The sequence below is a fragment of the Kitasatospora sp. NPDC001132 genome (assembly GCF_053598415.1).
The window spans coordinates 256,115-282,202 of record NZ_JBSFKF010000009.1 but is presented as its reverse complement, the minus strand read 5'-3'; the positions used below and the strand labels follow the sequence as shown (position 1 = coordinate 282,202).

Genomic DNA, 26,088 nt, shown 5'->3' with positions numbered 1-26,088 from the left:
GGGTCAGCCCCGGTTCCGGGCGGCGAAGGCGTCGAAGGAGGCCGGGGCGCCGGGGGCGTCGTCGTGGCGGACCGGGGTGGTGAGCTTCTGGCCGACCTGCTGCACCAGGGTGTGCATCGCGACGGACATCACCTCGGCGTCCACCTCCTGGGAGGCGACCACGGCCAGGTGGGTGCCCTGGGCCGCGGCGATGACGAACAGCCAGCACTCGGCGAGCTCGACGATCACCTGGTGCACCGGGCCGCCGTCGAACAGCGCCCCGACCCCGCGGGCCAGGCTCTGCTGGCCGGTGGCGACGGCGGCCAGGCGCTCGGCGTCGGCCCGCTCGATGGTGCGGGAGTGGCTGACCACGAGACCGTCGTCGGACAGCAGGACGGCGTTCCTGGTCCCGGGCACCGAGTCGACGAGTCCGTCCAGCAGCCAGTCCAGGTCCTGGTGGGTGGCGATCGTACGGTTCATGACTGCTCATCCGTTCGTGTGGTTCGGGAGTCCGTGGCCGGAGGGGCCCAGGGGGACGGGGTGGGGGAGGGGGCCGGCGGGGCGGTGGGCAGCGGGTGCTCGCCGCTGTCCTGGGCCCGGGCGGCGCGGGACTGGCGCTGGAAGGCGCCGATCGCCGCACCCGAGCGCCGAACCGGGCAGTCGGTGCGCTGGAACGGGCCCGCGGGCGTGGCGTCCTCGGCGGACCGCTTGACCCACTGCGGCGCGGCCGGCGGGGGCACCCGCAGCTCGGCCGCCAGACTGGCCTGCCGGACGCGCTGCGGCAGCGGAGGCTGGCCGCCCTCGGCCGGGCTGAACGGCACCGAGGTCTGGTACTCGCGACGCCGCCGCCGCTCGGCCAGCCGGTAGTGGTCGGCCGGGCGGTACTGCTCGTCGGCGTACGGGGCCTCGGCCTCGGTGACCCGTGCGTAGGCGATGTCGGGGTAGGCCGGGACGTCCTGGACGGGCGCCGGGTCGGCCGGGGAGCTGTGCTCGATCGGCTGCTCCGGCTGGAAGGACGGCTGAGCGGCCGGGACGGGCTGCTCCACCCCGTAGGACGGCCGCGGGGCGTGGGAAGGTTCAGCGCCGTACGAAGGTTCGGACCCGTACGACTGCTCCGGGCCGAAGGACTGCCCGGCCGGGTACGCCTGGTGGGGCTGCTGCGCCTGGTGGGGCTGCTCCGTGGGGAACGGCTGTTCCGCCGGGAACGGCGCCGGCGGCACCGGAACGTCCTGGAGCGTGGTCTGCGGCCCCTCGCCCACCCCGGCGTCCGCCGAGGGCAGCCGCAGCGGCACCCGCACCGGCAGGGGCATCGGGGTCGGCTCCGGCTGAGGCAGTGGCACCGGAGCGGCCTGCGGGGCGAAGTCGCCCTGCGCGAAGGAGTCCACCGGCGCGACCGGCGGACCGGTCGGCACCGGGGCCGGCGCCTCGTCGGAGGCCGAGCGCACGGCCCGGCGCGAGCGGCGCACCAGCGGGATCGGCTCGGCGGCGGTGCCGCCGGCGCCGTCCGGCAGCCCGGTGTCGCCCTCGATGACCAGCTCGTCCGGGACGAGGACGACCGCCCGGGTGCCGCCGAACGCGGACGGGCGGAACTCGATCCTCAGCCCGTGCAGGGAGGCCAGCCGGGCGACCACGTGGAAGCCGAGGCGGATGTCGTCGGCCCGGGCCAGCACGTCGGTGCGCGGCGGGCGGCTCATCAGCTCGTTGGCCGCGTCGTACTGCTCCGGGTCCATGCCGAGGCCCCGGTCCTCGATCTCGATCGCCAGCCCGCGGCCGACCACGGCGGCGCGCACCTCCACCGGCGTGGGCGGCTTGGAGAAGGTGGTGGCGTTCTCCATCAGCTCGGCGAGCACGTGCGCCACCGGGCCGACGGCCCGCTCGGAGAGCCACGGGTGGCCCTCGATGTCGATCGAGATCCGGCGGTAGTCCTGGACCTCGCCCTGCGCGGCGCGCAACACGTCCAGCAGCGGGACGGGCTTGCGCCAGCGCCTCTGCGGCTGGCCGCCGGCCATGATGACGAGGTTCTCCTCGTAGCGGCGCAGGCGGGCGGTGAGGTGGTCGAGGTCGAAGAGGCCCTCCAGGACCTCCGGGTCGTCGTGCTTGCGCTCCAGCTCGTCCAGCTTGCGCAGCTGGCGGCCGATCAGCAGCTGGGTGCGGCGGGCGATGCGCTGGAGCAGCCGCTCGAAGCCGCGGTGCTGCTCGGCCTGGCCGACGGCGGCCTCCAGGGCGGCGGAGCGGGCCAGGTTGAGCGCCTGGCCGAGCCGGGCCAGCTCGTCGGTGCCGCTGCCGTGCGGACCGTCGGTGACGGCGCGGCTCTCGGCCTCGACGTCCACCTGCTCGCCGCGGCCGAGGCGGTCGACCACCTCGGGCAGGGTGCTGCGCATCTCCTCGGCCTGGGTGTGCAGGTCCTTGATGCGGCGGCGCAGCGAGCGGCTGAGCCGCCAGGAGGCGATGACGACCGCGACGACCGTGATCAGGCCGATGACGGTGGTCAGCACGACCCGGGTGAGCATGCCGATGATGGCGCCCTTGGCGACCTCGATGATGCCGTTGGTGCGGTCCTCGATGGCCTTGACCAGCGGCGGGTTGAGCCCGTCGAGGGCCTGGCGCCACTGGTCCTGGGTCGCCGGGAGCTTGACGGTGCCGGCGGCGTCGGCGGCGGTGGGCTTGAGCAGCGCCTGCTCGACGGCGGCCTTGGCCTGCCAGGACGGGCTGTTGACCAGCTCGTGCCAGGCCGGCGCCTCGGTGTCCGGGATGTACGGCAGGACCTGGACGTTGAGCAGGTGGTCCTGGGAGCCGATCAGCTGCTGGACCTGCTGGTAGTCGGTGGCGGACAGCCGCCCGGTGGGCCAGCCGCGGGCCAGGATGGCGTCCTCGCGGGAGAGCATCTCCTTGGCCCAGAAGGAGTTGACCAGGGTCTTGGACAGCCAGGTGACCTCGCCGGTGTCGACCCGGCTGAGCACGGTGAACAGCCGCAGGTCGACGCTGATCAGGTCGGTGTAGTAGGCGTAGACGCTCTGCTGGTCGGTGGTGGCGCGGTCGACGGCGGCACGCTGCTCGGCCAGCTTGCCCATGGCCTGGCGGGCCTCGACGACGGCGGCGCGGATCTCTTCGGGGGCGTTGTCGGCGGTGGCCCCGGAGAGGGTCTGGAACTGCCGCACCGCGTCGTCGGTCAGCTGGCGCTGGTGGCGCAGCTGGTCGGCGTTGGAGCCGGGCCGGGCGAGTGCCTCGGCGCTGAGCCGCCGTTCCTCCTGGAGGTTGTAGTACACGATGTTGGACGGCTGGCCGGCCTTCTGCGCGATGGTGGCCTGGTCGGCCAGCCGCTGGAAGTCGGCGATGGTCTCGCCGCTGGTCACGGCCCAGAGGGCGACCAGGGCGATGCTGGGGACGACGGCCAGGACGAGCAGCGCCGTCCGCAGGGACAGGCGTGGACGCCTGCGGGGGCCCTTCGGCGTCGGGGGCCGCCGATTCGCACGCGCGCGCAGAGCTGACTCCTTGGGGCTGGCGGCCGGCCGGTGAGGGGCGGGCCGTCCGGGGCACGGGTTTTTGACGAAGCGATATTAGTCATACCGTGTGATTAGAGTGAAAGTCCGTTCGCCGCCTGGGTCGGGCTTGCGCACGAGGTGGGCACAATGTCATTCAATCGTTGACCGTATGTATGCGGAGCAGGCGGCTCCTTACTCGCTTGATGCAGTGTCAATGAGACGCGCGGCCGGTGGATGGCCGGGGTGTGAAAACTGTGTGACGCCCCGCCGGGAAGGGTTCGGCCGGGCCCGTCGGCTCGGCGTCGAGCGCGCGGCGAGGTCCTCCTCGATGCCCCGCGGGTGTGCGGGCGGTGCCGAGGGCGCCGTCAGACGCCGCCCGGTGCGGACGGCGTGATGGGCCGATGACCTCCAACCTCCCCGCACGCAGTCAGGCCGTCGCCGAGGCCCTGGCGGCGGCCGGCATCCCGGGCGAGATCCGCCTCCTGCCCGACTCCGCCCGCACCGCCGCCGAGGCCGCCGCCGCGCTCGGCTGCGTGACCTATCGGCAGTTGCTGAACGTGACGGGCGGGGCGCCGGCTCCAGTGGTGGCCGAGTGATCGTCCGATCCGATCGGCTCAGAAGCTGCGCATACGGTCGGTGGGCGGATACTGGAGTAGTGGGACGAACCGGCCGGGCGTCGCCGACAGGCCACCGGAACGGTCCGCCCACCGGCAACGGCCTCCAGTTCTCGCAACCCCGCCGTCGGTGCGGGTCGCGGGTGGTAAGGAGCGCCGACGCGACGAGAGAGAGAAGCCGTTATGAGTTACTTCGGTCGTCGAGGAGACAGGGACGGTGGTTACGGCCGTGGTTACGGCCGTGGTTACGGCGGAGGCCGTGACTTTGACCGTGGTCGAGGTTTTGACCGTCGTGGTTACCGCCGTGGTTTCGGTTTCGACTGGTGGCGACGGTGACTTCGGCCAGGACTGCACCCGGTAGTCCCGACTAGCACCATCACAGGGGTCGGCGGTGCGACCGCCGGCCCCTCGTCCTGGGACGACGCCGCCTCCGCGCGGAGGATGGCGGGTCCCCAGCCCGGAACGACGGGTCCACGCCCCGGAACGTCGTTTCCGGATCCCGGAACGACGTCTCCGAAAGCAACGGGTCGTGTCCATGCGCGATGTGACGCCCCCGGGTGACCGGGTGGCCCCCAAGGTCTTTAAGGGCTCCAAGGCATCGAAGGCCTTCAAGGCCGACGACCACGGACCGGTGGCGGAATCGCCGGTCATCCCGCTGCGGGAGCTGGTCCGCCGGTTCTGGCCGTGGGTGCGTCCCGACGCGCGCTGGCTCCCGGTGAGCGCGGCCCTGCTCGTCCTCGGCGCCTTCGGCGAGATCGTCTCGGTCTGGCTGTTCAAGGACCTCATCGACAACGTCCTCGTCCCACGGAACTTCGCCGCCTTCTGGCCGCTCGCCGCCCTCATGCTCGCGGCGTCCATCGCCGCCGGGCTGCTCACCTTCGCCGGCAGCTACACCAGCACCTGGATCGCCGAGCGCTACATGCTGCGGCTGCGCACCGACACCCTCGCCCACCTGCACACCCTGCCCCCCGACACCCTGGAGACCCGCTGGCGCGGCGACCTGGTGGCGCGACTCACCTTCGACATCGCCGAGATCGAGCGGATGGTGGCCACCGGGCTGGTCGAGGGCGCCGTCGCCCTCGTCAGCCTGCTGCTGTTCACCGGCGCCGCCTTCTACCTGAGCTGGCCGCTCACCGTGGCCGCGCTGCTGGCCGCCCCGCTGTTCGTCCTGTCCAGCACGCTGTTCGGACGCGTCATCCGGCGTCGGGAGCGGCGGGTCCAGCGCCGCGCGGGCGGGGTCACCGCGCTGCTGGAGGAATCCCTGCGCAACGCCACCGTCACCCGGACCTGTGGCCAGGAGAGCCGCGAGGTCGCACGCGTCCGCCGGGAGGGCCGGGCCCTGCTCGACGCAGAACTCGCCGCCGCCCGGGTCTCCGGCCTCTACCAGCCCTTCCTCGGGGTCCTGCAGCTGCTGGCCGGGCTGGCCGTGGTGGGCGTCGGCGCGCTGCAGGTCATCCGCGGGAACCTCAGCCTGGGCGGTCTGCTCGCCTTCGCCGCCTTCATGGCGCAACTGTTCGAGCCCGTCCAGCAGCTCGCCGGCCTCATTCCGATGGCCGGCTTGGCCTGCGCCTCGGGCGAACGCGTCCTGGAGCTGCACGACCTCCGCAGCCCGGTGCAGGAGCGCCCCACGGCCCGGGACACCGGCCCGGTCCAGGGCCGGATCGCCCTCGAGGGCGTCCGCGCCGCCTACCCCGGCGCCACCGGCGTCCCCGGACCGCCGGTCCTCGCCGACCTGGACCTCGACCTGCTCCCCGGGGAGACCCTGGCCGTCGTCGGGCCCAGTGGCAGCGGCAAGTCGACCCTCGCCAAGCTCCTGGTCCGCTTCCTCGACCCGCAGGCCGGCGCCGTCCGCCTCGACGGGCAGGACCTGCGCGACCTCACCCTCGCCTCACTGCGCCAAGCGGTCACGCTGCTTACGCAGGAGGCCCCGCTGTTCCACGCGAGCATCGCCGACAACATCGTTTACGGCCGTCCGGACGCCCCACCCGCCGACATCGAACGCGCCGCCCGCAGCGCCGGGGCCCACGAATTCGTCACAGCGCTCCCGGAGGGCTACCGCACGGTGATCGGCGCCGACGGCTTCCAGCTCTCCGGTGGGCAGAGCCGGCGCGTCGCCATCGCCCGGGCCTTCCTGCGCGACACGCCCGTGGTGATCCTGGACGAACCCACCAGCGGCCTGGACCCGCACACCATCGAGCAGCTCGTCCCCGCGCTGCGCCGCCTGATGGCCGGGCGCACCACCCTCCTGATCACCCACGACCGGGCCCTGCTGACGCTGGCGGACCGCGTGCTCACCCTCGGTGCACAGGAGGCCACCCGCCGGGACGCCGGGCCGGGCGGCGCCACCGCCAGCGGTCGGGACGGCCGGCCGGTCGCTCACCCGAACGGCTCATTCCGGGGGCGTGCGCCGCAGGAGACCTGAGCCCGGGCCGTGGGCCCTGGGCCTGCGCTGCCGTCGGTGCTGTCGGTGCTGTCGGTGACCCCGGTCCGGACGGAGCCGGCGCGGCGGGGGCCTACGCGCCCAGGTAGTGCAGGACGGCCAGGATGCGACGGTTGTAGTCGGTGGTGCGGGGCAGGTCCAGCTTGTCGAAGACGGCGTTGAGGTTCTTCTCCACCGCACTCTGCGAGACGTGCAGCCGCTGGGCGATGGCGGCGTTGGTCCAGCCCTGGGCGAGCGCCTCCAGGACGCTGCGCTCGCGCGGGGTGAGCCGGGCCAGCGGGTCGGTGCGGGTGGTGCGCACCACCAGTTGGCGGACCACCTCCGGGTCGATCACGGCGCCGCCCGCTGCGACCCGCACCAGGGCGTCCAGGAACTCGTCCACCTCGGCCACCCGGTCCTTCAACAGGTAGCCGACCCGCTCCGCGCCGGCGTCCAACAGTCGCGCGGCGTAACCGCGTTCGATGTGCTGGGAGAGCACCAGGACCCCGACCTGCGGCCACCGCTCGCGGATCTCCACCGCCGCCCGCAGCCCCTCGTCGGTGTGGGTCGGCGGCATCCGGATGTCCACCACCACGATGTCCGGCGGCTGCTCCGCCACCGCCGCCGTCAGCGCCGTCGCGTCGCCGACCGCGGTCAGCACCTCGTGCCCCTCCTCGGCGAGCAGTCGGACCAGGCCCTCCCGCAGCAGGGTCGAGTCCTCGGCGAGGGTCACGCGCATGGCAGCTCCGCGGTGATGACGGTCGGCCCCCCGACGGGGCTGTGGACGTGGAGGGTACCGTCCAGCGCGGCGACCCGCCCGCGCAGGCCGGTCAGGCCGCTGCCCGTCGGGTCCGCGCCACCGCCGCCGTCGTCCTCGACCCGTACGGTGAGCAGGGTGGCGGTCCCCTCGACCCGGGCTGAGATCGCCGAGGCGGCCGAATGCTTGGCCGCGTTGGTGACGCACTCGGACACCACGAAGTAGGCGGCGGTCCGCACGGGTTCGGGGAGCGGACCGGCCACCTCGTAGCGCAGCCGCAGCGGGATGGCGCAGCGCTCGGCCACCCCGCCCAGCGCCTCCTCCAGCCCCAGGGTGTCCAGCGCCGACGGGTACGCCCGCCAGGCCACCTCGCGCAGCTCGGTCAGCAACTCCTGCGCCTCCCGGTGCGCCTGGCGCAGCAGCGCCTCCGTCCGCTCCGGGTCCCGGTGGCGGTCCGGACCGCGCCGCGCCCGGCCGAGCAGCATCGCCAGCGCCACCACCCGCTGCTGCACGCCGTCGTGCAGGTCCCGCTCGATCCGCCGCCGCTCGGTGTCCACCGCCCGCACCACCGCGGCCCGGCTGTCCGCGAGTTCGGCGATCCGGCGGCGCAGCAGCTCGGCCTCGGACGGCCCGAAGCACTCCCGCGCACTCCTGGCATCCAGCGCGGCCAGCGACAACAGGCCCTGCACGGCCAGGAAGAGCAGCACCCCGCCGAGCAGCACCTGGGTCGCCAACTCCTCCCAGCCCAGCGAGCCGCGCAGCACCCCGCCGACCAGCAGCACGGCCAGGGCCAGCCCGAAGACCAGCAGCCCCAGCACCACCCCGGCGACCAGCCCGCCGCCGCTGCGCACCACCAGGTAGCGCAGCAGCCTGCCCTCGTCCGCCCGGTAGTGGCGCGGAAAGCGGTCGCCGAAGAACGCGCTGCGCCGGGCCCGCTCCAGGGCGGCCAGCCGGCGCACCCCCGACAGCAGGCCCGGTGCCGCGTACGGGCGGGTGCGCGGCCAGAGCAGGAACGGGCCGAGGACGGCGCCGGCCAGCAGCAGGTACAGCGCGGCGAGGACGGCGCTCGGGCAGCCGAGCATGAAACCGGTGGCGCGACGCGGCCATGACGTGGTGTCTGTTCCATCCCCCTGCACGGGCTCCGAGCTTACGGGGGCGCCGGGGCCGGCGGGATCGGCCGGGTGGCTCGGGCCGTTGCGGCCGGTCGGCTCGCTCACCGGGCGCGCCGGTGCTGGGCGGCGCTGTTGCGCCCGCGCCAGCGCATCACGACGTACCCGGCCACGGCCACCACGACCACCACCAGGACCGCCTTGGAGAGCAGGCCCACGTACGTCTCCACCACGTCCCAGCGGTCCCCGAGCAGGAACCCGGCCATCACCAGCACGCTGTTCCACACCAGGCTGCCGATCGTGGTCAGCATGACGAACGCGGGCAGCGGCATCCGCTCGACCCCGGCCGGGACGGAGATCAGGCTGCGGAAGATCGGCACCATCCGGCCCAGCAGCACCGCCTTCGTCCCGTGCCGGGCGAACCAGGCCTCGGTGCGCTCCAGGTCGGAGGCCTTGACCAGCGGCAGCCGGGCCCAGATCGCGTGCATCCGCTCCCGGCCGAACAACGCGCCCAGCCAGTAAAGGACGACGGCCCCGACGACCGACCCGAGGGTGGTCCAGGTCAGCGCGGAAGCGAGGCTGATCACGCCCTGCCCGGCGGCGAAGCCCGTCAGCGGCAGGATCACCTCGCTGGGCAGCGGCGGGAACAGGTTCTCCAGCGCGATCGCCAGGCCGGCGCCGGGGCCGCCCATGGTGTCCACCAGGTCGGCCGCCCAGCCGGCGAACCCGTCGGCGGGCTGCTGGGCGATGGCGAGGACGGTGTGCTGCATGCGGCTCTCCAGGGGGCAGGGGTGCCGGCGCCGGTGCGCTCGGCTCTGCCCTTCACGCTAGAAATCGCAGGTCAGCGGCGGTATGCGGGTTTCCGGCGAACCTCCTGCGGAAAACCGCAGTTCCCCGCCCTGAGGTTTCCCGCAGCGCGGGGAACCCACTGGCCGGGGCCCGGGCCGTCGGGTGGGGATGGTGCCCGGTTCAGCGGCCCAACACGGCCACCGTCTCCCGGGTCAGCTCCCGGGCCCGGGTGACGGTGGCCGTCAGTTCCGCCGCCGACCCGCCGGGTGCGGCGAGCAGGCCGCGCGCGACCTCGCCGAAGTCCCTTGGTGTGTCGGGCAGTTGGTCCGCCACCGCCAGGGCCCCCTTCTCGTTGAGGCACCAGCGGCGGTGGTGGGCGTACAGGGCCTGGACCAGGATGCCGACGGCGCGGGACAGGCAGAGCGAGACGTGCAGGGCGTCGGCGCGGACGGCGCTCTTCGCGGCGGTGTCCAGCAGGAAGCCGGCCTCCCAGGTGGCCGCGGTGAGGGCCTCGCGCAGCGGCTCCGGGTAGTCGGCGGTCTGCCGCTTGAGCCGCGTCAACTCCCCGGTGGGGTCGGCCAGTGGCTGCCCGAGGGCGACCTCGCCCGGGTAGCAGGGGGACCAGAAGCCGAGCGGATGGCCGGCCTGCGTCCCCACCTCGTAACGGCCCTCGCGGCAGTCCGCCCACACCCGTCCGACCCGGTCGAGGTCCCGAAGGATCCAGTCCACGGCGACCGCGTCGACCCGCAGCCACGCCCCGCCGTTCACCCACGGTCCCCAGCCGCCCGGGCCGGCCACCTCGACCCCCGGCCCGGCGAGTTCACGCAGCGCGTCGAGGTCGAGGCTGCCCCGGTAGTACACCCCGAGGTCCCAGTCCGACTCCGGCCGCTCCTCGCCGCGGGCCCGGCTCCCGCCGAGCATCACTCCCACCACGCCTGGCACACGGGTGAGTTGACCGGCCATGGATTCGATGATCGCGCGCATGGGGTGATTCTGGCAGGAGGCCCGTTCCTCAGGAGGCCGGCCCGGAGGGGGGCGGCCCGGAGGGGGGCGGCCCGGAGGGGGGCGGCCCGGAGGGGGGCGGCCCCACTCCTCGCCACTCTCAAGCTATAGCGCACGGGGGGCCTTGCCACAAGGCCCCGGTGGTGCCGCAGAATCACCGGCTCAAGGACACGAAGCCGGGGAAGGAACGGGGGAGTTCGACGTGCGAGTGGTGTTGTCGACGTACGGGTCGCGTGGGGACGTCGAGCCGATGGCCGCGCTGGCGCTGCGGCTGGAGGAGCTGGGCGCCTCGGTGCGGGTGTGCGCGCCGCCGGACGAGGAGTTCGCGGCTCGGCTGGCCGAGGCCGGGGTGGACGTGGTGCCGGTCGGGCAGTCGGTGCGCGCGCTGGTCAGCGGGCCGCCGGCGCCCTCGGGCATCTCCGAGCGCGCCGCCCGACTGGTCGAGCAGTTCCACGCGGCGGTGCTCGGGGCGGCCGAGCCGGGCGGTGCGGTGGTGGCCACCGGCCTGTTCCCGGCGGCGGCCGGCGCGCAGGCGGCGGCCGAGCGGCTGGGCGCCCGCTTCGTGTACGTCGCCCTCCAGCCGACCGTGCTGCCCTCCCCGCGCCACCGGCCCTTCGAGTACCCGATGGCGCCGTACCCGCCGGAGGTGACCGACCGCCGGGAGCTGTGGGAGCTCAACATCGGGACGATGAACGCGCTGTTCGGGGAGGCGGTCAACACCCACCGGGCGGCGGTCGGACTGCCCGAGGTCGACAACGTCCGGGACCACGTCCTCACCGGCCGGCCGTGGCTGGCCACCGACCCGCTGCTCGACCCCTGGCCGAGGCCGTTCGGGGCGGGGTGGCCCGAGGCGGTGCAGACCGGCGCGTGGATCCTGCCGGACGAACGACCGCTGCCCTCCGACCTGTCGGCCTTCCTGGCGGCCGGTGAGGCGCCGGTGTACGTCGGCTTCGGCAGCATGCCGCTGCGGGACCCGGCGGGCGCCGCCCGGGCGGCCGTCGAGGCCGTCCGCGCCCAGGGCCGGCGGGTGCTGCTCGGCCGCGGCTGGGCCCGGCTCGCCGAGGTGGACGGGGCCGGGGACTGCTTCGCGGTCGGCGAGGTCAACCACCAGGCGCTGTTCCCGAAGGTCGCCGCCGTCGTCCACCACGGCGGCGCCGGCACCACCACCACGGCCGCCCGGGCGGGGGTGCCCCAGGTACTGGTCCCGCAGATGGTGGACCAGCCGTACTGGGCCTCGCGGGTGGCGGCGCTGGGCATCGGCGCCGCCCACGACGGCCCGACCCCGACCACCGAGTCCCTCACCGCCGCCCTGCGCCACGCCCTCGCCCCCGCCGCCCGCGAGCGCGCCGCCGCCCTCGCCGCCGGCATCCGCACGGACGGCGCGGCGGCGGCCGCGAAGCTGCTGCTCGGCTGAGGGGGCGTCGGGCGGGCGTCCTCAGGAGCCTGACTCGGTCAGGTACTTGGCGTCGGCGTTCGGAAGCACCTTGCCGTCCCTGTCGAAGAACTGCCAGGAGCTCGCCCGCTTCGCCCCCGGGCGGGGCACCACCACCGCGCGGACGGGGGAGTCGGCCACGGTGACGAGCGGCGGCTCGGTGGAGGTGCCGTCGGTCCAGGTCACCACCACCCGGCCGACGTCCGGGCCGAGCGAGAGCAGCACCACGTCGAGCGGGGCCACGGTGTCCCCCTTGCCCCGGTGGCCGACCAGACCGCCGCCGACGGTGGTCCGGCTGCGCGGGTCGACCTTGCCCGGGGCCGGCTGGACGCCCTCGGAGTCATGGCTCTGCCGCACCCCGTCCACGGTGAAGTAGACGTCGACGACATCGAAGTCGGGCTGCCAGTACCGCCGGACGTACTCCTCCGTCGGTTCGGCCGCCGCCGAGTCGTAGCGGCTGCGCTCCTTCCATACCGCCGTCGCCTGCTCGAACGCCCGCTCCCGTGGGGCCTCCGGCCACAGCGCCTCCCACAGCTGCCACTGCTTGCCGTCCGGGGCCACGCCCTGGCCCAGCAGCACCCGGACCGGGGTGAGCGGGTCACGCACCGCGGCGGTCGCCGAGGGCGCGGCGGTCGTCGAGGGTGCGGCGGTCGCCGGTCCGAGCACGGCGCCGACGCCCGCCGGGCCGACCCCGTGGGCGGACGCCGGGCCCGGGCGCAGCTGCGCCAGCGCCCCGCCGGTCAGCGCCACCACCGCGGCCAGCGCCACCGCGCCGACCACCGTACGGCGGCGGTGCCGCAGCCGGCGGCCGCCCGCCACGATGTCCGCCACCGGCGCCGGACCGATCCGCGCGCCGGCCGCCGCCTCGGCCAGGCCGAGGCCGACCCACACGTCCCTGCCGTCGTCCACGCCCGTCCCGCCCGGCTCCTGGTCCGTTCCGCGCCTCATGCCGTTCCTCCGATGTGCGTCGTGTCCTTGAGTTCCACCAGCGCCGTGACCTGCCGCAGCCGCGCGATGCCCTTCGCGGCGTGGCTGCGCACCGCGCCCACCGAGCAGCCCATCGCCGCAGCCGTCTGGCTGTCGCTCAGGTCCTCCCAGTGCCGCAGCACCACCGCCTCGCGCTGGCGCGGCGGCAGGGTGGCCAGCGCGGCCAGCAGGGCACCGCGCTGGTCGGAGCGGGCGAACCCGTCCTCGCTCCCCGCCGCGTCCGGCACCGCGTCCACCAGCAGCTCCGGCGCCCGGCGGCGCCAGCGGCGGGCGTGCTGGTTGACCAGGATCCTCCGCACGTAGGCGTACGGATCGTCGGCCCGGCGCACCCTCGACCAGGCCGCGCAGGCCTTCTCGGCGGCGGACTGCACCAGGTCCTCGGCTGCGTACTGCTCGCCGGCCAGCAGGTACGCCGTCCGCACCAGGCGGGGCCAGGCCGCGACGATGAACGCCTGGAACCCGTCGTCCCGCTCGCTCTTCGCATCTCCCATGAGCACCTCCGAGCACCTCCTTCACCCGTCCAGAGCCCGGGGACCGCCGCAAGCGCTTACCGGCGGGCGCGGCGACTTCAAATCGCTTGGGGAGCGGGGGCGAGGGCACTAACATCCGCCGGATGATCATTTCTCATGACGTAGCAGGCAGTGGGCCCGCCGTGGTGCTGCTGCACTCCTCGGTGTGCGACCGGCGGATGTGGGACGCGCAGTGGCAGCCGCTGATCGACGCCGGGTACCGGGTGGTCCGCTGCGACTTCCGCGGCTTCGGCGACACACCGCTCGCGGAGAGCCCCTACAGCGACACCGGGGACGTCCTGGCCCTGCTCGACCACCTGGGCATCGAGACCGCCACCCTGGTCGGCGCCTCCCACGGCGGCCGGATCGCCCTGACGGCGGCCGCGCTGCGCCCCGAGGCGGTCACCAGGCTGGCCCTGCTCTGCTCGGCCATGCCCGGACACCAGCCCAGCGACGCCCTGCGCGCCTTCGGCGACCGCGAGGACGAACTGATCGAGGCCGGGGACCTCGACGCGGCCGTCGAGCTGAACGTCGACGGCTGGCTCGGCCCGGACGCCGACGAGCAGGCCCGCGCGAAGGTCAGGCTGATGCAGCGCCACGCCTTCGACATCCAGCTGGAGGCGACGATCGGCCCCGACCGCGAGGACGTCGACCTCGGCCGGATCACCGCCCCCACCCTGGCCGTGGCCGGCGCCCACGACTTCCAGGACTTCCGCGACATCGCCGCCGCCCTCCCTACCCTCCTCCCCGATGCCCGCCACCGGGAACTCCCCTGGGCCGGCCACCTCCCCAGCCTGGAGCGCCCCGCCGAGATCACCGCCCTCCTCCTGTCCTTCCTCGGCGAGCCCGCCCCGGGCGCGTAGCCGCTCCGCCAGCGGCGGCGGTTCCGGTTGCGGAGGCTCCGCGGCAGCGGCTCCGGTGGCAGTGACTCCGGTGGCGGCGGCTCCCGGTGGCAGCGGTGAAAAGCCGGGACTCGAACGTGTGTCGGGAGCCATGATGGCCGGGTGCACTTCACCTCGGAATCCAGCGCGGACGGCGTGACGCAGCGCCGGTTCACCCTCGACGGCGTGCCCGGTGTGCTGTGGCAGCCGGACGGGCCGCCCCTCGGTGGGCGGCCGCTGGTGCTGCTGGGGCACGGCGGCGGCCAGCACAAGCTGGGGCCGGGGCTGGTGGACCGGGCGCACCGGTGTGTACGGCGGCACGGGTTCGCGGCGGTGGCGCTGGACGCGCCGGGGCACGGGGAGCGGACGCGCAGCGCGCAGGACGAGCGGTTCGCCACCGAGATCGGAGAGTTGATCGCGGCGGGCCGGCCGGTCAGCGCGTGGGTGGCGCGGCACACGGCGGAACTCGCGGAGCGGGCGGTCCCGGAGTGGGTGGCGGTGCTGGACGCGCTGGCCGCCCTGGCGGCGCCGGGCGGTTCGGGCGGGCTGGGTGAGCTGGACGGGCAGGCGGAGGGCCTCGGGCCGGTCGGGTACTGGGGGTTGTCATTGGGGAGCGTGATCGGCATCCCGCTGGCGGCGGCCGAGCCGCGCATCGCCGCCGCGGTGTTCGGGCTGACGGGGCACGCGTCGCAGACGGAGGCGGCGGGTCGGGTCGGCGTGCCGGTGGAGTTCCTGCTCCAGTGGGACGACCGGCTGGTCCCGCGCGAGGGGGCGCTCGCACTGTTCGGCGCGCTGGGGTCCTCGGAGAAGACGCTGCACGCCAACCCCGGGGGCCACCTGGACGTGCCGGAGCCCCAACTGGAGTCGTCCGAGCGGTTCCTGGCCCGGCAGCTCGGTGCCGCGGAGGCCGACCGGGATGCCAACCGTCAGTGAAACTTTGCAAAGGACTTCTCCCTGCAACGAACCCGACGGGCATCGACTTCAACATATTGTTGCAGTTCAGTGGCCCGAGGGTCACCCTTCGTGGATTTCGGGATTGTTCCCCACCCCGCCTAGGCTGGCCGCTCCACGAACTCGCGCTGCTCCGGCGTTTCGACGGCGTGCGGGTCGTAGTGCTCCCGCACGTACGCCACCGCTTCCGCCGGCGGGACGCCGTCCAGGACGGCGATGCAGGCGAGGCTGGTCCCCGTGCGGCCCCAGCCGCCGGCGCAGGCGAGTTCGACGCGTTCGTTGGCGGAGCGCTCCCACGCCTCGCGGAAGGCTTCGGCGGCGTCCGCGCGGTCGGCGGGGAGGCCGAAGTCGGGCCAGCGGACCCAGCGGCTCGGCCAGTCGACGTGGGGCGGACGGTCGTCCAACAGGTAGAGGCCGAAGGTCGGTTGGGGCCCGGGAGGCATGGTTCGACTGAGGCCGCGGCCGCGCAGGAGGCGGCCGGAGGGCAGGCGCAGGATGCCGGGAGTGCTCGGGTCCCAGGTGGTGGGGTCGGTCATGGCGTCTCTTCCGAGGAGGGGCGGGGTGCTCAGGATGCCGCGTGCAGCCCGACGGGCGCGCGTGGCAGTCCGGCGCTGTGGGCCAGGGCGGCGGCCTCGCCGCGCGAGGAGACGTCGAGTTTGGCGAGGATGTTGGCGACGTGGAACTTCACCGTCGACTCGCTGATGTGCAGGGCCGCCGCGATGTCCCGGTTGCGGCGGCCCCGCGCGAGCTGGTCGAGGACCTCCCGTTCGCGCGGCTGGAGGCCGTCCAACGGGTCGGTGGCGAGGACGGGTTCGGGCAGGGCGAGCGGGAGGTCGACGGTCACCGTGGTGCCCCAGCCGGGGACGGCCTCGACGCCGTGGCGTCCGCCGAGGGCGGCGATGCGGTCGGCGGTGCGGTGGACGGTGAGGGCGCCGGCGGACAGGACGCCGAGGCCGTCGCCGCGCACCACGGCACGCAGCAGGCCGTCCGCCGTGAGCTGCCAGCTCACGTGCAGCCGAGTCGGCTTCTCCTGCTCCAGCATCAGCAGCACGGCCACCCGGACGGCGTCCCGGGCGGTGTGCGCGGCATCGGCGGGGACGGACCGGTCGGCCTCGGCCGGGGGCGCGACGTCGAGCTGGACCGGGGTGTGCCGCAGCAGCGGGCGCAACTCGCGCACCAGCCGGGCGAAGGCGGCGTCGGCGGGCTGCTCGCTGAGGGTGCGGTCCAGTTCGGCGCCCTGGCGCAGGTCGAGCAGGGCGGTGACGGCCAGCTCGATGGCGGTGCGGCGGGCCGTGGCGTCGTCCAGGTCGGCCGAGCGCAGCGGCGCCAGGATCGCGGTGAGCGCGGCGCTGTGGGTGCCGGTGAACTCGGCGATGGCGCGGGCGCGGGCGTTGGCGGAGGCGCGGGAGGCGGTGGCCTGGGTGGGGGCGGCGTCGGTGGCGCGGTGGTCGGAGTGGGCGACCACCAGGTCCCACAGCTGCTGCAGGACGGCGAGCGCCCCCGCCGCGAGCGGTTCGGCGTCCTGCCGGACGAGGACCAGGACGGCGCCGTCGCCGTTGCCTGGCGTGGTCGCCGTGACCACCACTGGTCGGGACTGCCCGGCGAGTTCGGCCTCGCCCTGCCAGGGGCGGCCGGCCGCGGTCGTCCCGGCCGCGCGTTCGGCCAGCCGGGACAGGTCGAGTGAGCCGATGGCCCCGGTCAGCTCGGGCGGGCCGTAGTTGTGCGTGGGGCTGAACGTGCAGACGCCGCTGAGCTGGGCGAGCGCCGTGTGGGGGACGAGGGTTTCCAGGACCGCTGACAGTTGCCGCAGGAGGTCCGGCCGGGGCGTGCGCAGCACTTCGAGGGCGCGGGCCAGCGCGTCCTCGGGGCGGCCCCAGTGCTGCTGCCAGGCCTCGCTCTTGCCACCGGCCCGGGTCTTGCCGGCACTCCGGCCTTCGCCGGGGAGTTGGCCCTTGCCGTCGATGCCGTCGATGCCGTCGATGCCGCTGGAACCACTCATGCCGTCCATGCGCTCCAGCCTAGTTCGGGGCGGCGACGGTCCCGCCTGGCCGTTCGGACAGGTCGAACCGTCCGAAGGACCGGCCGGGCGCCCACCGCTCCGGTCACAGGATGGAAGGCGTCGGAAGACAGACCAACTCTCCTGGAACCGAGGGACTTTCCATGACCAAGGCGATCGCCTTCTCCGAGTTCGGTGGCGTGGACGTGCTGCGCCCGATCGACATCGAACTGCCCGCCCCGGGCCCCGGCCAGGTGCGGGTCGCGGTCCGAGCGGTGGGCGTCAACCCGGTGGACCGCAGGCTTCGCACCGGTGAGCTGGCCGGGCTGTTCCCGGTGGTCTTCCCCTACGTGCCGGGCGTGGAGGTGTCCGGCACGGTGGAGGCCGTCGGCGCCGAGGTGAGCGGCTTCGAGCCCGGCGACGAGGTGTTCGGCAGCACGATGGGCGGCGCCTACGCGGAACACGCGCTGCTCGACGCGGCGGCGCTGGCCCACAAGCCCGCCGGGCTGAGCTGGGAGGAGGCTGCCGCGCTCCCGGCGGCGGCCGAGACCTCGGAGCGGGTCCTGGACGTCCTCGGCGTACGGCCGGGCGAGACGCTGCTGGTGCACGGCGCGGCCGGCGGGGTGGGCACCGTGCTGCTCCAGTTCGCCCGGGCGCGCGGGATCACCGTCATCGGTACCGCGAGCGAGGCCAACCACGACCACCTGCGGGAACTCGGCGCGATCCCGGTGGCGTACGGCGAGGGCCTCGCCGAGCGGGTGCGGGCCGTCGCCCCGGGCGGGGTGGACCGGGCGCTGGACGCGGCCGGGCGGGGCGGGGTGCTGCCGCTGTCGGTCGAGCTGACGGGCAGCGCCGACCAGGTGCTGACGATCGCCGACATGGAGGGCGGGCAGGAGCACGGCGTCCGTTTCAACGGCGGTGTCGAGGGCGTGGAGTCGCACCACCAGCGCGCTTTCGCGGCCGCCGTCGCCCTGCACGAGGCGGGCACCCTGCGGCTGCCGCTGCACCGGGTGTTCCCGCTGGCGGAAGCGGCGCAGGCGCATCGGGTCAGTGCGGCCGGGCACCTGCGCGGGAAGATCGTGCTGACGGTCTGAAGGCCGGTCCGGCCGGCCTGCCGACCGTTCTGCCGCCCGGCCGTCGACCGTCTGTCGACCGTTCCGAGGGCTGTTCGCCGCCCGTCCTGTCCGCCTCTGCCCGTTTTACCTCCGTTTTGCATTGGGCTCGCCATTTTCGTACGGTTTCATCCGTTCGGAGTAATTCGGCAGGCGGACGCGCCGTGAACACGGTGGTGGGCCGTTCGGCCGACATGCGATCCCTCGAACGGTCGACCAGGGTTGGCCGGACGTGGGCGGTACCGGTCCGCCTGCCCTGACGGTCAGGAGGACCAGGCGCATGGGTGGAACGGACAAGCGGGCGGTGATCGGCGAGTTCCTCGGGACCCTGCTGCTGGTGCTGCTGGCGGTGGGCGCCGCGGTGCTCGCGGGGGAGGCGATCGGTGCGGTGGGCATCGCGCTCGCGTTCGGCTTCGTGCTGCTCGCGCTCGCGTACGCGCTGGGCCCGATCTCCGGCTGCCACGTCAACCCGGCGGTGACGCTCGGCTTCCTGCTGGCCCGCCGGATAGACGGGCGCACGGCGGTGTCGTACTGGGTGGCACAGGTGCTCGGCGGCATCGCGGGCGCGGCGCTCGTCCTGCTGCTCGCGAAGCAGGTGCCGGGTCTGGAGACCCACGGCAAGCTCGGCACCAACGGCTGGGGCGAGCGCTCCCAGGTGCACATCAACGCCGGCGGCGCGTTCCTGACCGAGGTCGTCCTCACCTTCCTGCTGGTGTACGTGGTCCTGGCGGTCACCCACCGGCTGGCCGCGGTCGGCTTCGACGGTCTGCCGATCGGCGTCGCACTGGTGGTCGTCCACCTGGCCGGCATCCCGCTCACCGGCACCTCGGTCAACCCGGCGCGCAGCCTCGGCCCGGCGCTGTTCGCGGGCGGCGAGGCGCTGTCGCAGCTGTGGCTGTTCCTGCTCGCCCCGCTGGTCGGCGGCGCGCTGGCGGCGGGCGTGCACCTGCTGACCCACCCGCAGCCCAACCTCCCGGTGGCCGAGGCCCTGGCCACGGACGCGCGGGTGTAGCTCCCGCGGCCTTCACCGCGCACCGGCTGCACGCCGGTCGAACGGCGGCCGGGACCGTACCGACGGTCCCGGCCGCCGTTGTCGTTCCCACCGCCGCCGCAAGTGCTCCCTGCGGCCGTCGCCCTGCGTGGTGCCGCCGCCGAGTGTTCCGGGCCGCATTTGAGCCGCCGACCGGCCGGATCCGGCGCATCGGGCGGAGGGCCCCGACTCCCGCCCCTGCACTGGATAGAGTCGCGCCATGGTGACTGTGAACGCGGGGAGCCCCGCGGCCGGGCGGCTGGCCGGCCGCTCCTGTGTGGTGACGGGTGCGGCCAGCGGCATCGGACGGGCCGTCGCCGAACGCTTCGTCCGGGAGGGTGCGTCGGTGGTCGCCACCGACGTGGACCCGGCCGGACTGGACCGGCTGGCCGAGCAACTCCCGGGCGCCGTCAGCCCGGTGGTCGGCGACGTGGCCCGGGACGAGGACGCCCGCCGGATGGTGGCGGCCGCAGTCGAGCGGCACGGGCGGCTGGACGTCCTGGTCGCCAACGCCGGGATCATCCCGCTGATGGAGATCACCGAGGCCACCGCCGAGGACTGGGACCACGTCATGGCGGTGGACGGCCGCGGCATGTTCCTCACCTGCAAGTACGCGATCGAGGCGATGACGGCGCAGGAACGGCCCGGCGGCTCGATCGTCTGCCTGTCCTCCATCTCCGGCGAGGCCGGCCAGCGCGGCCAGGCGGTGTACGGGCCCGCCAAGTTCGTCGCCTCCGGCCTCACCAAGCACCTCGCCGTCGAGTGGGCCGACCGCGGAATCCGGGTCAACGCCGTCGCCCCCGGCACCATCACCACCGAGCGGGTCGCCCGGCTGTACGACGAGCCCGGCGGACCCGAGTACCTCGGGGCGATCGAGAAGCTGCACCCGATGGGCCGGCTCGGCGTCCCGGCCGAGGTCGCCGCGGCCGTCCTCTTCCTCGCCTCGGACGACGCCTCCTTCGTCACCGGGGTCGTGCTGCCGGTGGACGGCGGGTACCTGGCGCAGTGACCCCGGGCGCCGCGCTGCGGCCACAACAAGCGCGCCTGCGGGCCGTCCCGGTGCGGATTCCTGATCCCTCCCTCCGGCCGGACTCGGCTGCGCCGTGATCGCCGGGGTCCTCCCCGCCCGCCGCGCCCCGGGCAGCGCCCGCCCGGCTCGCCTGCCTGGTCCGCCCGCCGGCCCGCCGCTCGCGGCCGGTGGCGCGGAAACTCGATGGCGCGCGCTCCCGCGCCGTGCTGGAGTGAGCGGATGGATCATGACGAAGTGCTCGCCCTGTTCGACGACCGACTCCGACGCAACGCGCCGCCCGACCCGGACTGCCGTGTCGAGCGCGACGGCGCGGTGGTCCGGCAGGTGGGGCCGGAGCACAGCTGGAACGGCGTGGTCTGGTCAGGCCTGGACGAGGCCGGGGCGGACGCGGCCATCGCCGCACAGGTGCGCCACTTCGCCGGACTGGGGCTGGAGTTCGAGTGGAAGGCCTACTCCCACGACCGCCCCGCGGACCTCGGCGCCCGACTGCTGGCGGCCGGTTTCACCCCGGAGCCGGACGAGGCGCTGATGATCGCCCGGATCGCGGACCTGCCCACCGAGACCGCCCTGCCCGAGGGCGTTCGGCTGCTCCCGGTGACCGACCCGGCCGGGGTGGACCTGCTGATGGAGGCCCACGTACAGGCCTTTGGCACCGAGCACCCCAACCTGCGCGAGCGGCTGCTCGACCACCTGCGGCACGGCAACGAGACGGTCAGCATGGTCGTCGCGATGGCCGGTGACCGCCCGGTCAGCGGCGCCCGGATGGAGCTGATCCCGGGCACCGGGTTCGCCGGCCTCTGGGGCGGCGGCACCGCGCCCGACTGGCGCGGCCGGGGCATCTACCGCGCCCTCGTCGCCCACCGCGCCCGCCTCGCGGCCGAGCTCGGCTACCAGTACCTCCAGGTCGACGCGAGCGACCAGAGCCGGCCCATCCTGCAGCGCCTCGGCTTCGCCTGGCTGAGCACGACGACGCCGTACGTCCACCAGCCGTAGGACCTGCCGGGGGCGGTCGGTCCTGGCGGGGACGACGGAAGCCGACGGAAGTCGGGTTGGTCCCGAGCCATCGGCACCCACCCGGGGCCAGGAGAGCCGTGACCACCCTGGGCCAGTCGGCCGACCGGCCGACCTGATCGGCGCGGGACTCTCGGCGTACGTCGGCCTGGCCGTGCCGTCCCCGTTCGTCGGCCTGGGCGCCGGCTCGGGCTCGGGCATCCGCCCGGTACTCGCACGGTGGCGATCAGGCCGGGAGCCGTGCCTGACGCGCCGCGGCCGCACCGACCACACCCGCGGCGGCCACGCCCGGAGCCGCCGCACCTGGTGCCGCCGTGTCCGGAGCCGTCCTGCCCGCAGCGACAGCGTCCGTGAGCCGGCCCTGTCCGAAGCAGGCGCTCCGCTGCGTGCCGGTGTCGTGCGCGGCGGTCTGCGCGAGGGCGTACTGGAACGGCACCCCGATCGCCGCCACCGGCAGCAGGACGCACAGCAGAGCGTGCCCCAGGCCGATCCGGAACGTCCTGCGCCGAACGGCGGTGACGAGCTGCCAACCACCCCAGCACACCGTGCCGATGCCGAGCACCAGCCCCGCCCAGGCGAGCGGCAGCACGTGGGCCGGGGCGCCGGGGCTGTCCTGGCAGCGGCTCACCAGTGCGTGGATGTCGCCGTCCGCGAGGAGCGTCGGCACGCCGAACGCCCACCCGAGGCAGCCGAGCAGCAGCGGGCCGCCCGCCCGCAGCCACCGGGGAGAGCGCTGTTCCTCATTCATAGGCCTAGTACCAGTCCGGATTCACGCGGACGAAGTGCAGCTTCTGGTACCCGCGCTGCTCCTGGAAGCTGTCGATCCGGCCGCCCAGGCTCGCGTTCTGCTGGCCGCCGCTGTGCTGGGTGTAGCGGATGTCCCCGTCCGGGGTCACCGCCGTCACCACCGCGGTGTGGTGGACGACGCCCTTCTTGTCCTGGGAGTCCTGGTCGGAGTCCTCCTCGTAGTAGACGATGTCCCCGGGCCTCACCTCGTCCGGAGGGAGCTCCTGGCCGCCGTGGCGCATCATGAAGTCGTGCATGTTCTGCGCCCCGGCCCAGCTCTTCGAGTAGTCGAGTCGCTGGTCGAACCAGTCGCCGCCGGCGTCGTCGCTGCGCCCCCAGGTGTCGTCCCCGCGCCAGCCCCACCACTGGTCCCACTTGGCGTGCACGCCGCCCTGGCGCAGCGCCTCCGAGGCGAAGTTGGTGCAGTTGTCGTCGAAGACGTCGATGGTGGTGTCGTTCCAGTGCTCCAGCGCCCACTGCACGGTCTTCACCCGGTCGTACTTGGCGTTGGGCCCGCCGCGCAGCCTCACCTTCACGTCGTCGGGGATGCCGGGGAGGTTGGCGAGGGTCACGGGATCGGAGAGCGTCAACTGCTTGCGCTGGTTGTCGGTCAGCGCGTTCCACCAGTCGCTGACCAGCCGGGGGTCCTGCCCGCTGGGGATGTCCCCGGTGTACATGGACAGTTCGGTCTGTGAGGCTCCGCGCTGGAGTTGGTCCAGCGCCTTGCGCGGATCGGTCTCGCAGGTCGCCCCGGCGAGTTTGCGCAGCTCGGCGGAGGCCAGCCTGTCGGCCTGGGCGGCCTCGCGCAGCGCCTCCTGGAGCAGCGCGTCGATCTCCTGGACGACGTTGTCGTTGGAGGCCGCCGCGCCGCCGCTGCCGTGGACGGTGGCCGTGGACTCGTCGACGGTGAGGCCGTACTGCCTGGCCATGTCCAGGGCGGAGTTCAGGGTGAGCTTGGCCCGGGTGATGCTGGCGCTCAGCCCGTCGAGGACCATGACGACGCCGCGCATGATGTCCGCGCCGGCCTCCAGGATCTCGGCCTGCTCCTGGAGTTTGCGGCCGGCGGCCTCGCCGACCTTGTCCTTCCAGTTCTCCTTGAGCGGGTCGACACCGTTGGCGTGGATGTCGTTGACGGCCTGCCACGCCTGCCTGGACAGGGCGAGCCAGGAGCCGGCGGCGGCGTCGACGTCGATGCTGTTGGCGGCCTTGAGCGCCGCGATGGTCATCGTCACGGCTGCTGCTCCGTCGCCGCGCCGCCGAGGTCGTTGAGCGCGGACTCGAGTCGGCGGGCGTACTCCTGGTCGGCCTGGTCGTAGGAGTGGGCCGAATCGTGCAACTGCTGTGAGTAGACGTGAAGTTGATCGACGACGGACTTCACATGGGCCTGCCAGGCGTCAGCGCAGTCCTTCAGCGCCGGTCCGGAGCCCCAGGCCGACATGCTGTCGGCGGCCGTGTGGCTGTCGTCGAGCCAGTGCCCGACGGGCCCGAAGGTCTTGGCGGCCTCGGTGAGGCCGTTCGCCGACTGGCGCAGGGCATGCGTCTGGACGTGGATGTGATTCACCGTCAGTTCCCCCTACCCGGCTATGTCGACTCTGATCGACATGGGTGCGGCCATCGTAGCCATCGGATCGGAAGGGAGGGGTCATCTGGAAGTCATGAACAGGTAATCCAGCAGGGCCGGTTGCCTTCGATCCTGCCGGTCCCCGGAGCATTCGGCCACTGGTTCGGCGGAGCGGGCGGCGACCGCAGGGCACCCCGACAGCCCCGGGCGCGATCAGCGCCGCGCCGCGGATGACGGCCGAGGACGGGCGGGGGGCCTGTGCTCGACGAAGCGTTCACCGGAGGTCCCGTACCGGCCGAGCGTGCGCGGCACGGCACGGCGCCGGCCGCGGCGAGCAGCCGGCTCGCCCGCTCCCGCCCGCTCCCGGCCGGTCCGGAAGAACCGACCCCGGTGGAACCCGAGTTCGGTGGAACCAGTCCCGGACGGGCGAACGCCCGGGGCGTTACGGGTGATTTCTCCGTCGAATTGCGATTCAGCCGTGGATCCGCCTCAAGGTGTCACGTGAGACGTGTCCAGGATCGGCCTGGAACGGCGTCCGGGGCGCCGAGAGTGGGGCCCGGGCGGCGCAGTCGAGAGGGAAGACGACCATGCATGTGATGCGAAGCGGCACCCCCGATACCGGCGGCCGGGCTCTGCGGACGGCGGGCGCGCTGCTCGCCCTGCTGCTCGTGGGTGCGGCGGCGGGGTGCGGCGGTGGCGGCGGCTCCGGCTCCGCAGCCACGTCCCCGGCGGCCACGGGCGCCACTGCCACTGCCACCGCCACTGCCACTGCCACCGCCACCGCCACCGAGTCCGCCCCGGCGACGGAGACCGCCGCCGAAACCGCCCCCGCCGACCCTGCCGCGGCCAAGGAGGAGGTCACCAGCAACTGGGAACGGTTCTTCGACCCCAGCACGTCGGTCGCCGACAAGGCCAGGCTGCTCCAGGACGGCGACATGCTGCTTCCGGTGCTCCAGGGCTTCGCCCAGGACCCGCAGGTCGGCCAGGGGCAGGTGGAGGTCGAGGACGTCGCGCTCACGGACGCGAGCCACGCGACCGTCACGTACTCGCTTTCGCTCCAGGGCAACGCGGTGGAGCCGAGCGCGACCGGCCAGTCCGTCCTCGACAACGGCATCTGGAAGGTGTCCCGCTCGACCCTGTGCGGTCTGCTCACCCAGGCGGGCAGCGCCACCGCCAACCCGATCCCCGGCTGCAGCTGACCGGATGCCGTCGACACGCGCCGCCGACGAAACCTCCGTGGCAGAGCCTCGTCGGCCGGCTGGTGGAGGTGGTGCAGGGGGCGAGGGCCTGGGCCGTACAGGTTTCAGATGACAGATTTCAGATGACAGCTTTCGAAATCTGTCATCTGGAATCTGTCATCTGTCAGCCGCCCGCCCCTCTCGGCAGTCGCTCGACCACGACCATGGCCGCGTCGTCGTCCAGTCGGCCGCCGACATGGGCGAGCAGGTCGCGGCGCAGGCGGTGGAGCAGGGCAGTGGGGCACTCGGATCGCCAGGCGGTGACGCGTTCGGTGAGTGGGTAGAAGCGGCGCTGGGCGTCGCGGGCCTCGATCACGCCGTCGGTGTAGATCAGCAGCCGGTCGCCGGGCTGGAACGGGAAGGTCTCCGTCTCGTACCGCACCGGTGCGAGCTCGCCGAGGCCCAGCGGTGGGGCGGGGTGGCGGGCGGCGAGGGTGGTGATGCCGTCGGGACGCAGCAGCAGCGGGGGAGGGTGACCGCAGTCGATCAGGCGGACCGGGGAGCCGTCGTCGGGAATGTCGAGCAGGACGGCGGTGATGAAGGACTCTCCGGCCTCGCCGCTCTCCTTGGGAGGCTCCTCGGGCGCGGCGAGCGGCAGTGCGGACAGCGCCTGCAGGCCCTGCCGCTCGCCCCGGTCGCCTCGCCCGCTCCGCTCCCGTCGCTCCCGTCGCTCCTGCCGGTCCCGCTGGGACTGTTCGGCGAGCTGGGCGAGGTCCCAGCTCACGCTGCCGTCCAGGTAGGCGGCCAGGTCGGGCAGCTCGGCGTGCAGGTGGGCGGCGGCGCGGAAGGCGCCGAGCAGCAGGGCCGCGTCGCCGAGCGAGGACAGGCCCTTGCCGCGCACGTCGCCGACCAGCAGCCGGGTGCCGGTGGTGGTGCGGGCAGCCGCGTAAAGGTCGCCGCCGACCTGGGCCTCGGCTTCGGCGGCCAGGTAGACGGAGGCCAGGTGCAGCGGTCCGATCCGGTCGGGCAGTGGGCGCAGCAGTACCCGCTGGGCGGCCTCGGACACCGAGCGCACCCGGGCCAGTTCGCGCTCGTGCCGTTCGCGCAGCACCCGCAGGCCGATGATCAGCACCGAGACGATCAGCTGCGCACTGAGTTGGGTCTCGATGTTCGTGCTGGTCAGGCTTTCGCGGACGGAGCCGATGACGGTCAGCGCGGCGAAGGCGATCGCGGCGACCGTGGCGGTGGCCCGGGGGCTGGCGAAGGAAGCGGTGATGGCGGGGGCGACGATCAGCAGCGGGCCGAGGTGGATGTCCGGCGGGGAGAGGAGGTCGACCACGGTGATCAGCACGATCAGCGCGAGCGTCAGCGCCGTCAGCACCCGGCGGTCGGGCCGCCAGGCGCGGCGGCGGTCGGGGGGACGCGGCGCGGGCGGCGGGTGCGGCGCATCGGGACGCTGCCGGAGGGGCACTC

24 protein-coding genes are annotated in these 26,088 nt (G+C 74.1%); 10 read left to right on the top strand and 14 right to left on the bottom strand.

Annotated features, from left to right (window positions below):
- Window positions 1-3: 3 nt before the first annotated feature.
- Together ACWDBE_RS15755 and ACWDBE_RS15750 are read right to left on the bottom strand one after the other, a co-directional pair.
- A complete protein-coding gene (locus ACWDBE_RS15755; RefSeq protein WP_449788604.1) occupies window positions 4-459 on the bottom strand; it encodes a roadblock/LC7 domain-containing protein in 456 nt (151 codons plus the stop codon).
- Window positions 456-3,332, bottom strand: a complete 2,877-nt coding sequence (locus ACWDBE_RS15750) for a nitrate- and nitrite sensing domain-containing protein (protein WP_449808285.1) — start codon at window positions 3,330-3,332, stop codon at window positions 456-458. The genes ACWDBE_RS15755 and ACWDBE_RS15750 overlap by 4 nt, the downstream gene beginning before the upstream one ends.
- 530 nt (window positions 3,333-3,862) lie before the next feature.
- Between ACWDBE_RS15750 and ACWDBE_RS15745 the strand changes: the two genes are divergently transcribed.
- Together ACWDBE_RS15745 and ACWDBE_RS15740 are read left to right on the top strand one after the other, a co-directional pair.
- Complete coding sequence (locus tag ACWDBE_RS15745; protein WP_449788602.1) at window positions 3,863-4,057, top strand: hypothetical protein; 195 nt, start codon at window positions 3,863-3,865, stop codon at window positions 4,055-4,057.
- Between the two features lie 553 nt (window positions 4,058-4,610).
- The gene (locus tag ACWDBE_RS15740) at window positions 4,611-6,497 is read left to right on the top strand and encodes an ABC transporter ATP-binding protein (RefSeq protein WP_449788703.1); all 1,887 of its coding nucleotides are present in this window, start codon (window positions 4,611-4,613) and stop codon (window positions 6,495-6,497) included.
- 91 nt (window positions 6,498-6,588) lie between these two features.
- Here ACWDBE_RS15740 and ACWDBE_RS15735 read toward each other — a convergent pair whose 3' ends face one another.
- The 4 genes from ACWDBE_RS15735 to ACWDBE_RS15720 all read right to left on the bottom strand — a co-directional run bounded on the left by ACWDBE_RS15735 (window position 6,589) and on the right by ACWDBE_RS15720 (window position 10,133).
- Entirely contained in the window at window positions 6,589-7,233 is a 645-nt protein-coding gene (locus ACWDBE_RS15735; protein WP_449788601.1) for a response regulator, read from the bottom strand.
- On the bottom strand, window positions 7,224-8,387 hold the full coding sequence (locus ACWDBE_RS15730; protein WP_449808284.1) for a sensor histidine kinase: 1,164 nt from the start codon (window positions 8,385-8,387) through the stop codon (window positions 7,224-7,226). The genes ACWDBE_RS15735 and ACWDBE_RS15730 overlap by 10 nt, the downstream gene beginning before the upstream one ends.
- 77 nt (window positions 8,388-8,464) lie before the next feature.
- Window positions 8,465-9,130, bottom strand: a complete 666-nt coding sequence (locus ACWDBE_RS15725; RefSeq protein ID WP_449808283.1) for a DedA family protein — start codon at window positions 9,128-9,130, stop codon at window positions 8,465-8,467.
- 199 nt (window positions 9,131-9,329) lie between these two features.
- Entirely contained in the window at window positions 9,330-10,133 is an 804-nt protein-coding gene (locus ACWDBE_RS15720; RefSeq protein ID WP_449788598.1) for a nucleotidyltransferase domain-containing protein, read from the bottom strand.
- A gap of 220 nt (window positions 10,134-10,353) precedes the next feature.
- Between ACWDBE_RS15720 and ACWDBE_RS15715 the strand changes: the two genes are divergently transcribed.
- The gene (locus tag ACWDBE_RS15715) at window positions 10,354-11,565 is read left to right on the top strand and encodes a glycosyltransferase (RefSeq protein WP_449808282.1); all 1,212 of its coding nucleotides are present in this window, start codon (window positions 10,354-10,356) and stop codon (window positions 11,563-11,565) included.
- Window positions 11,566-11,586: 21 nt separating this feature from the next.
- Here the strand turns inward: ACWDBE_RS15715 and ACWDBE_RS15710 are convergent, their stop codons facing one another.
- On the bottom strand, window positions 11,587-12,531 hold the full coding sequence (locus ACWDBE_RS15710) for a hypothetical protein (protein ID WP_449788596.1): 945 nt from the start codon (window positions 12,529-12,531) through the stop codon (window positions 11,587-11,589).
- The gene (locus ACWDBE_RS15705) at window positions 12,528-13,061 is read right to left on the bottom strand and encodes a SigE family RNA polymerase sigma factor (RefSeq protein WP_449788595.1); all 534 of its coding nucleotides are present in this window, start codon (window positions 13,059-13,061) and stop codon (window positions 12,528-12,530) included. Before ACWDBE_RS15705 ends, ACWDBE_RS15710 begins: the two co-directional genes overlap by 4 nt.
- A 122-nt stretch (window positions 13,062-13,183) precedes the next feature.
- Between ACWDBE_RS15705 and ACWDBE_RS15700 the strand changes: the two genes are divergently transcribed.
- Together ACWDBE_RS15700 and ACWDBE_RS15695 are read left to right on the top strand one after the other, a co-directional pair.
- Entirely contained in the window at window positions 13,184-13,942 is a 759-nt protein-coding gene (locus ACWDBE_RS15700; RefSeq protein ID WP_449808281.1) for an alpha/beta fold hydrolase, read from the top strand.
- Window positions 13,943-14,083: 141 nt separating this feature from the next.
- Complete coding sequence (locus tag ACWDBE_RS15695) at window positions 14,084-14,893, top strand: alpha/beta hydrolase (protein ID WP_449808280.1); 810 nt, start codon at window positions 14,084-14,086, stop codon at window positions 14,891-14,893.
- A 119-nt stretch (window positions 14,894-15,012) separates the two neighbouring features.
- On the opposite strand, the gene ACWDBE_RS15690 is transcribed toward ACWDBE_RS15695, so the two are convergent.
- Entirely contained in the window at window positions 15,013-15,447 is a 435-nt protein-coding gene (locus tag ACWDBE_RS15690; protein WP_449788593.1) for a protein-tyrosine phosphatase family protein, read from the bottom strand.
- A 29-nt stretch (window positions 15,448-15,476) separates the two neighbouring features.
- Window positions 15,477-16,919, bottom strand: coding sequence for a LuxR C-terminal-related transcriptional regulator (locus ACWDBE_RS15685; RefSeq protein ID WP_449808279.1), 1,443 nt, complete (start codon window positions 16,917-16,919; stop codon window positions 15,477-15,479).
- A 152-nt stretch (window positions 16,920-17,071) separates the two neighbouring features.
- Between ACWDBE_RS15685 and ACWDBE_RS15680 the strand changes: the two genes are divergently transcribed.
- The 4 genes from ACWDBE_RS15680 to ACWDBE_RS15665 all read left to right on the top strand — a co-directional run bounded on the left by ACWDBE_RS15680 (window position 17,072) and on the right by ACWDBE_RS15665 (window position 21,072).
- Window positions 17,072-18,001: an NADP-dependent oxidoreductase gene (locus tag ACWDBE_RS15680; RefSeq protein ID WP_449808278.1), complete on the top strand. Its 930-nt coding sequence runs from the start codon at window positions 17,072-17,074 to the stop codon at window positions 17,999-18,001.
- Window positions 18,002-18,299: 298 nt separating this feature from the next.
- The gene (locus ACWDBE_RS15675; protein ID WP_449808277.1) at window positions 18,300-19,031 is read left to right on the top strand and encodes an MIP family channel protein; all 732 of its coding nucleotides are present in this window, start codon (window positions 18,300-18,302) and stop codon (window positions 19,029-19,031) included.
- Window positions 19,032-19,269: 238 nt separating this feature from the next.
- Entirely contained in the window at window positions 19,270-20,058 is a 789-nt protein-coding gene (locus ACWDBE_RS15670) for an SDR family NAD(P)-dependent oxidoreductase (protein WP_449808276.1), read from the top strand.
- Window positions 20,059-20,298: 240 nt separating this feature from the next.
- Window positions 20,299-21,072, top strand: a complete 774-nt coding sequence (locus ACWDBE_RS15665) for a GNAT family N-acetyltransferase (protein WP_449808275.1) — start codon at window positions 20,299-20,301, stop codon at window positions 21,070-21,072.
- A gap of 244 nt (window positions 21,073-21,316) precedes the next feature.
- On the opposite strand, the gene ACWDBE_RS15660 is transcribed toward ACWDBE_RS15665, so the two are convergent.
- From ACWDBE_RS15660 to ACWDBE_RS15650, 3 genes are read right to left on the bottom strand one after another with little or no spacing between them, the layout of a single operon-like run.
- Window positions 21,317-21,838: a hypothetical protein gene (locus tag ACWDBE_RS15660; protein ID WP_449788588.1), complete on the bottom strand. Its 522-nt coding sequence runs from the start codon at window positions 21,836-21,838 to the stop codon at window positions 21,317-21,319.
- Window positions 21,839-21,842: 4 nt separating this feature from the next.
- Entirely contained in the window at window positions 21,843-23,102 is a 1,260-nt protein-coding gene (locus tag ACWDBE_RS15655; protein ID WP_449808304.1) for an amidase domain-containing protein, read from the bottom strand.
- A 2-nt stretch (window positions 23,103-23,104) separates the two neighbouring features.
- The gene (locus ACWDBE_RS15650) at window positions 23,105-23,437 is read right to left on the bottom strand and encodes a type VII secretion target (RefSeq protein WP_449808274.1); all 333 of its coding nucleotides are present in this window, start codon (window positions 23,435-23,437) and stop codon (window positions 23,105-23,107) included.
- Between the two features lie 587 nt (window positions 23,438-24,024).
- Here ACWDBE_RS15650 and ACWDBE_RS15645 point away from each other — a divergent pair.
- Window positions 24,025-24,636: a hypothetical protein gene (locus ACWDBE_RS15645; RefSeq protein WP_449788586.1), complete on the top strand. Its 612-nt coding sequence runs from the start codon at window positions 24,025-24,027 to the stop codon at window positions 24,634-24,636.
- Window positions 24,637-24,799: 163 nt separating this feature from the next.
- Here the strand turns inward: ACWDBE_RS15645 and ACWDBE_RS15640 are convergent, their stop codons facing one another.
- Complete coding sequence (locus ACWDBE_RS15640; RefSeq protein ID WP_449808273.1) at window positions 24,800-26,086, bottom strand: PP2C family protein-serine/threonine phosphatase; 1,287 nt, start codon at window positions 26,084-26,086, stop codon at window positions 24,800-24,802.
- Between the last annotated feature and the right edge of the window lie 2 nt (window positions 26,087-26,088).

Coding starts and splice junctions, on each gene's coding strand:
- ACWDBE_RS15670 (WP_449808276.1), top strand. CDS start 19,270: ATGGTGACTGTGAACGCGGGGAGCCCCGCGGCCGGGCGGCTGGCCGGC.
- ACWDBE_RS15725 (WP_449808283.1), bottom strand. CDS start 9,130: ATGCAGCACACCGTCCTCGCCATCGCCCAGCAGCCCGCCGACGGGTTC.
- ACWDBE_RS15710 (WP_449788596.1), bottom strand. CDS start 12,531: ATGAGGCGCGGAACGGACCAGGAGCCGGGCGGGACGGGCGTGGACGAC.
- ACWDBE_RS15735 (WP_449788601.1), bottom strand. CDS start 7,233: ATGCGCGTGACCCTCGCCGAGGACTCGACCCTGCTGCGGGAGGGCCTG.
- ACWDBE_RS15690 (WP_449788593.1), bottom strand. CDS start 15,447: ATGACCGACCCCACCACCTGGGACCCGAGCACTCCCGGCATCCTGCGC.
- ACWDBE_RS15675 (WP_449808277.1), top strand. CDS start 18,300: ATGGGTGGAACGGACAAGCGGGCGGTGATCGGCGAGTTCCTCGGGACC.
- ACWDBE_RS15705 (WP_449788595.1), bottom strand. CDS start 13,061: ATGGGAGATGCGAAGAGCGAGCGGGACGACGGGTTCCAGGCGTTCATC.
- ACWDBE_RS15740 (WP_449788703.1), top strand. CDS start 4,611: ATGCGCGATGTGACGCCCCCGGGTGACCGGGTGGCCCCCAAGGTCTTT.
- ACWDBE_RS15685 (WP_449808279.1), bottom strand. CDS start 16,919: ATGGACGGCATGAGTGGTTCCAGCGGCATCGACGGCATCGACGGCATC.
- ACWDBE_RS15645 (WP_449788586.1), top strand. CDS start 24,025: ATGCATGTGATGCGAAGCGGCACCCCCGATACCGGCGGCCGGGCTCTG.
- ACWDBE_RS15700 (WP_449808281.1), top strand. CDS start 13,184: ATGATCATTTCTCATGACGTAGCAGGCAGTGGGCCCGCCGTGGTGCTG.
- ACWDBE_RS15655 (WP_449808304.1), bottom strand. CDS start 23,102: ATGACCATCGCGGCGCTCAAGGCCGCCAACAGCATCGACGTCGACGCC.
- ACWDBE_RS15660 (WP_449788588.1), bottom strand. CDS start 21,838: ATGAATGAGGAACAGCGCTCTCCCCGGTGGCTGCGGGCGGGCGGCCCG.
- ACWDBE_RS15680 (WP_449808278.1), top strand. CDS start 17,072: ATGACCAAGGCGATCGCCTTCTCCGAGTTCGGTGGCGTGGACGTGCTG.
- ACWDBE_RS15720 (WP_449788598.1), bottom strand. CDS start 10,133: ATGCGCGCGATCATCGAATCCATGGCCGGTCAACTCACCCGTGTGCCA.
- ACWDBE_RS15755 (WP_449788604.1), bottom strand. CDS start 459: ATGAACCGTACGATCGCCACCCACCAGGACCTGGACTGGCTGCTGGAC.
- ACWDBE_RS15745 (WP_449788602.1), top strand. CDS start 3,863: ATGACCTCCAACCTCCCCGCACGCAGTCAGGCCGTCGCCGAGGCCCTG.
- ACWDBE_RS15665 (WP_449808275.1), top strand. CDS start 20,299: ATGGATCATGACGAAGTGCTCGCCCTGTTCGACGACCGACTCCGACGC.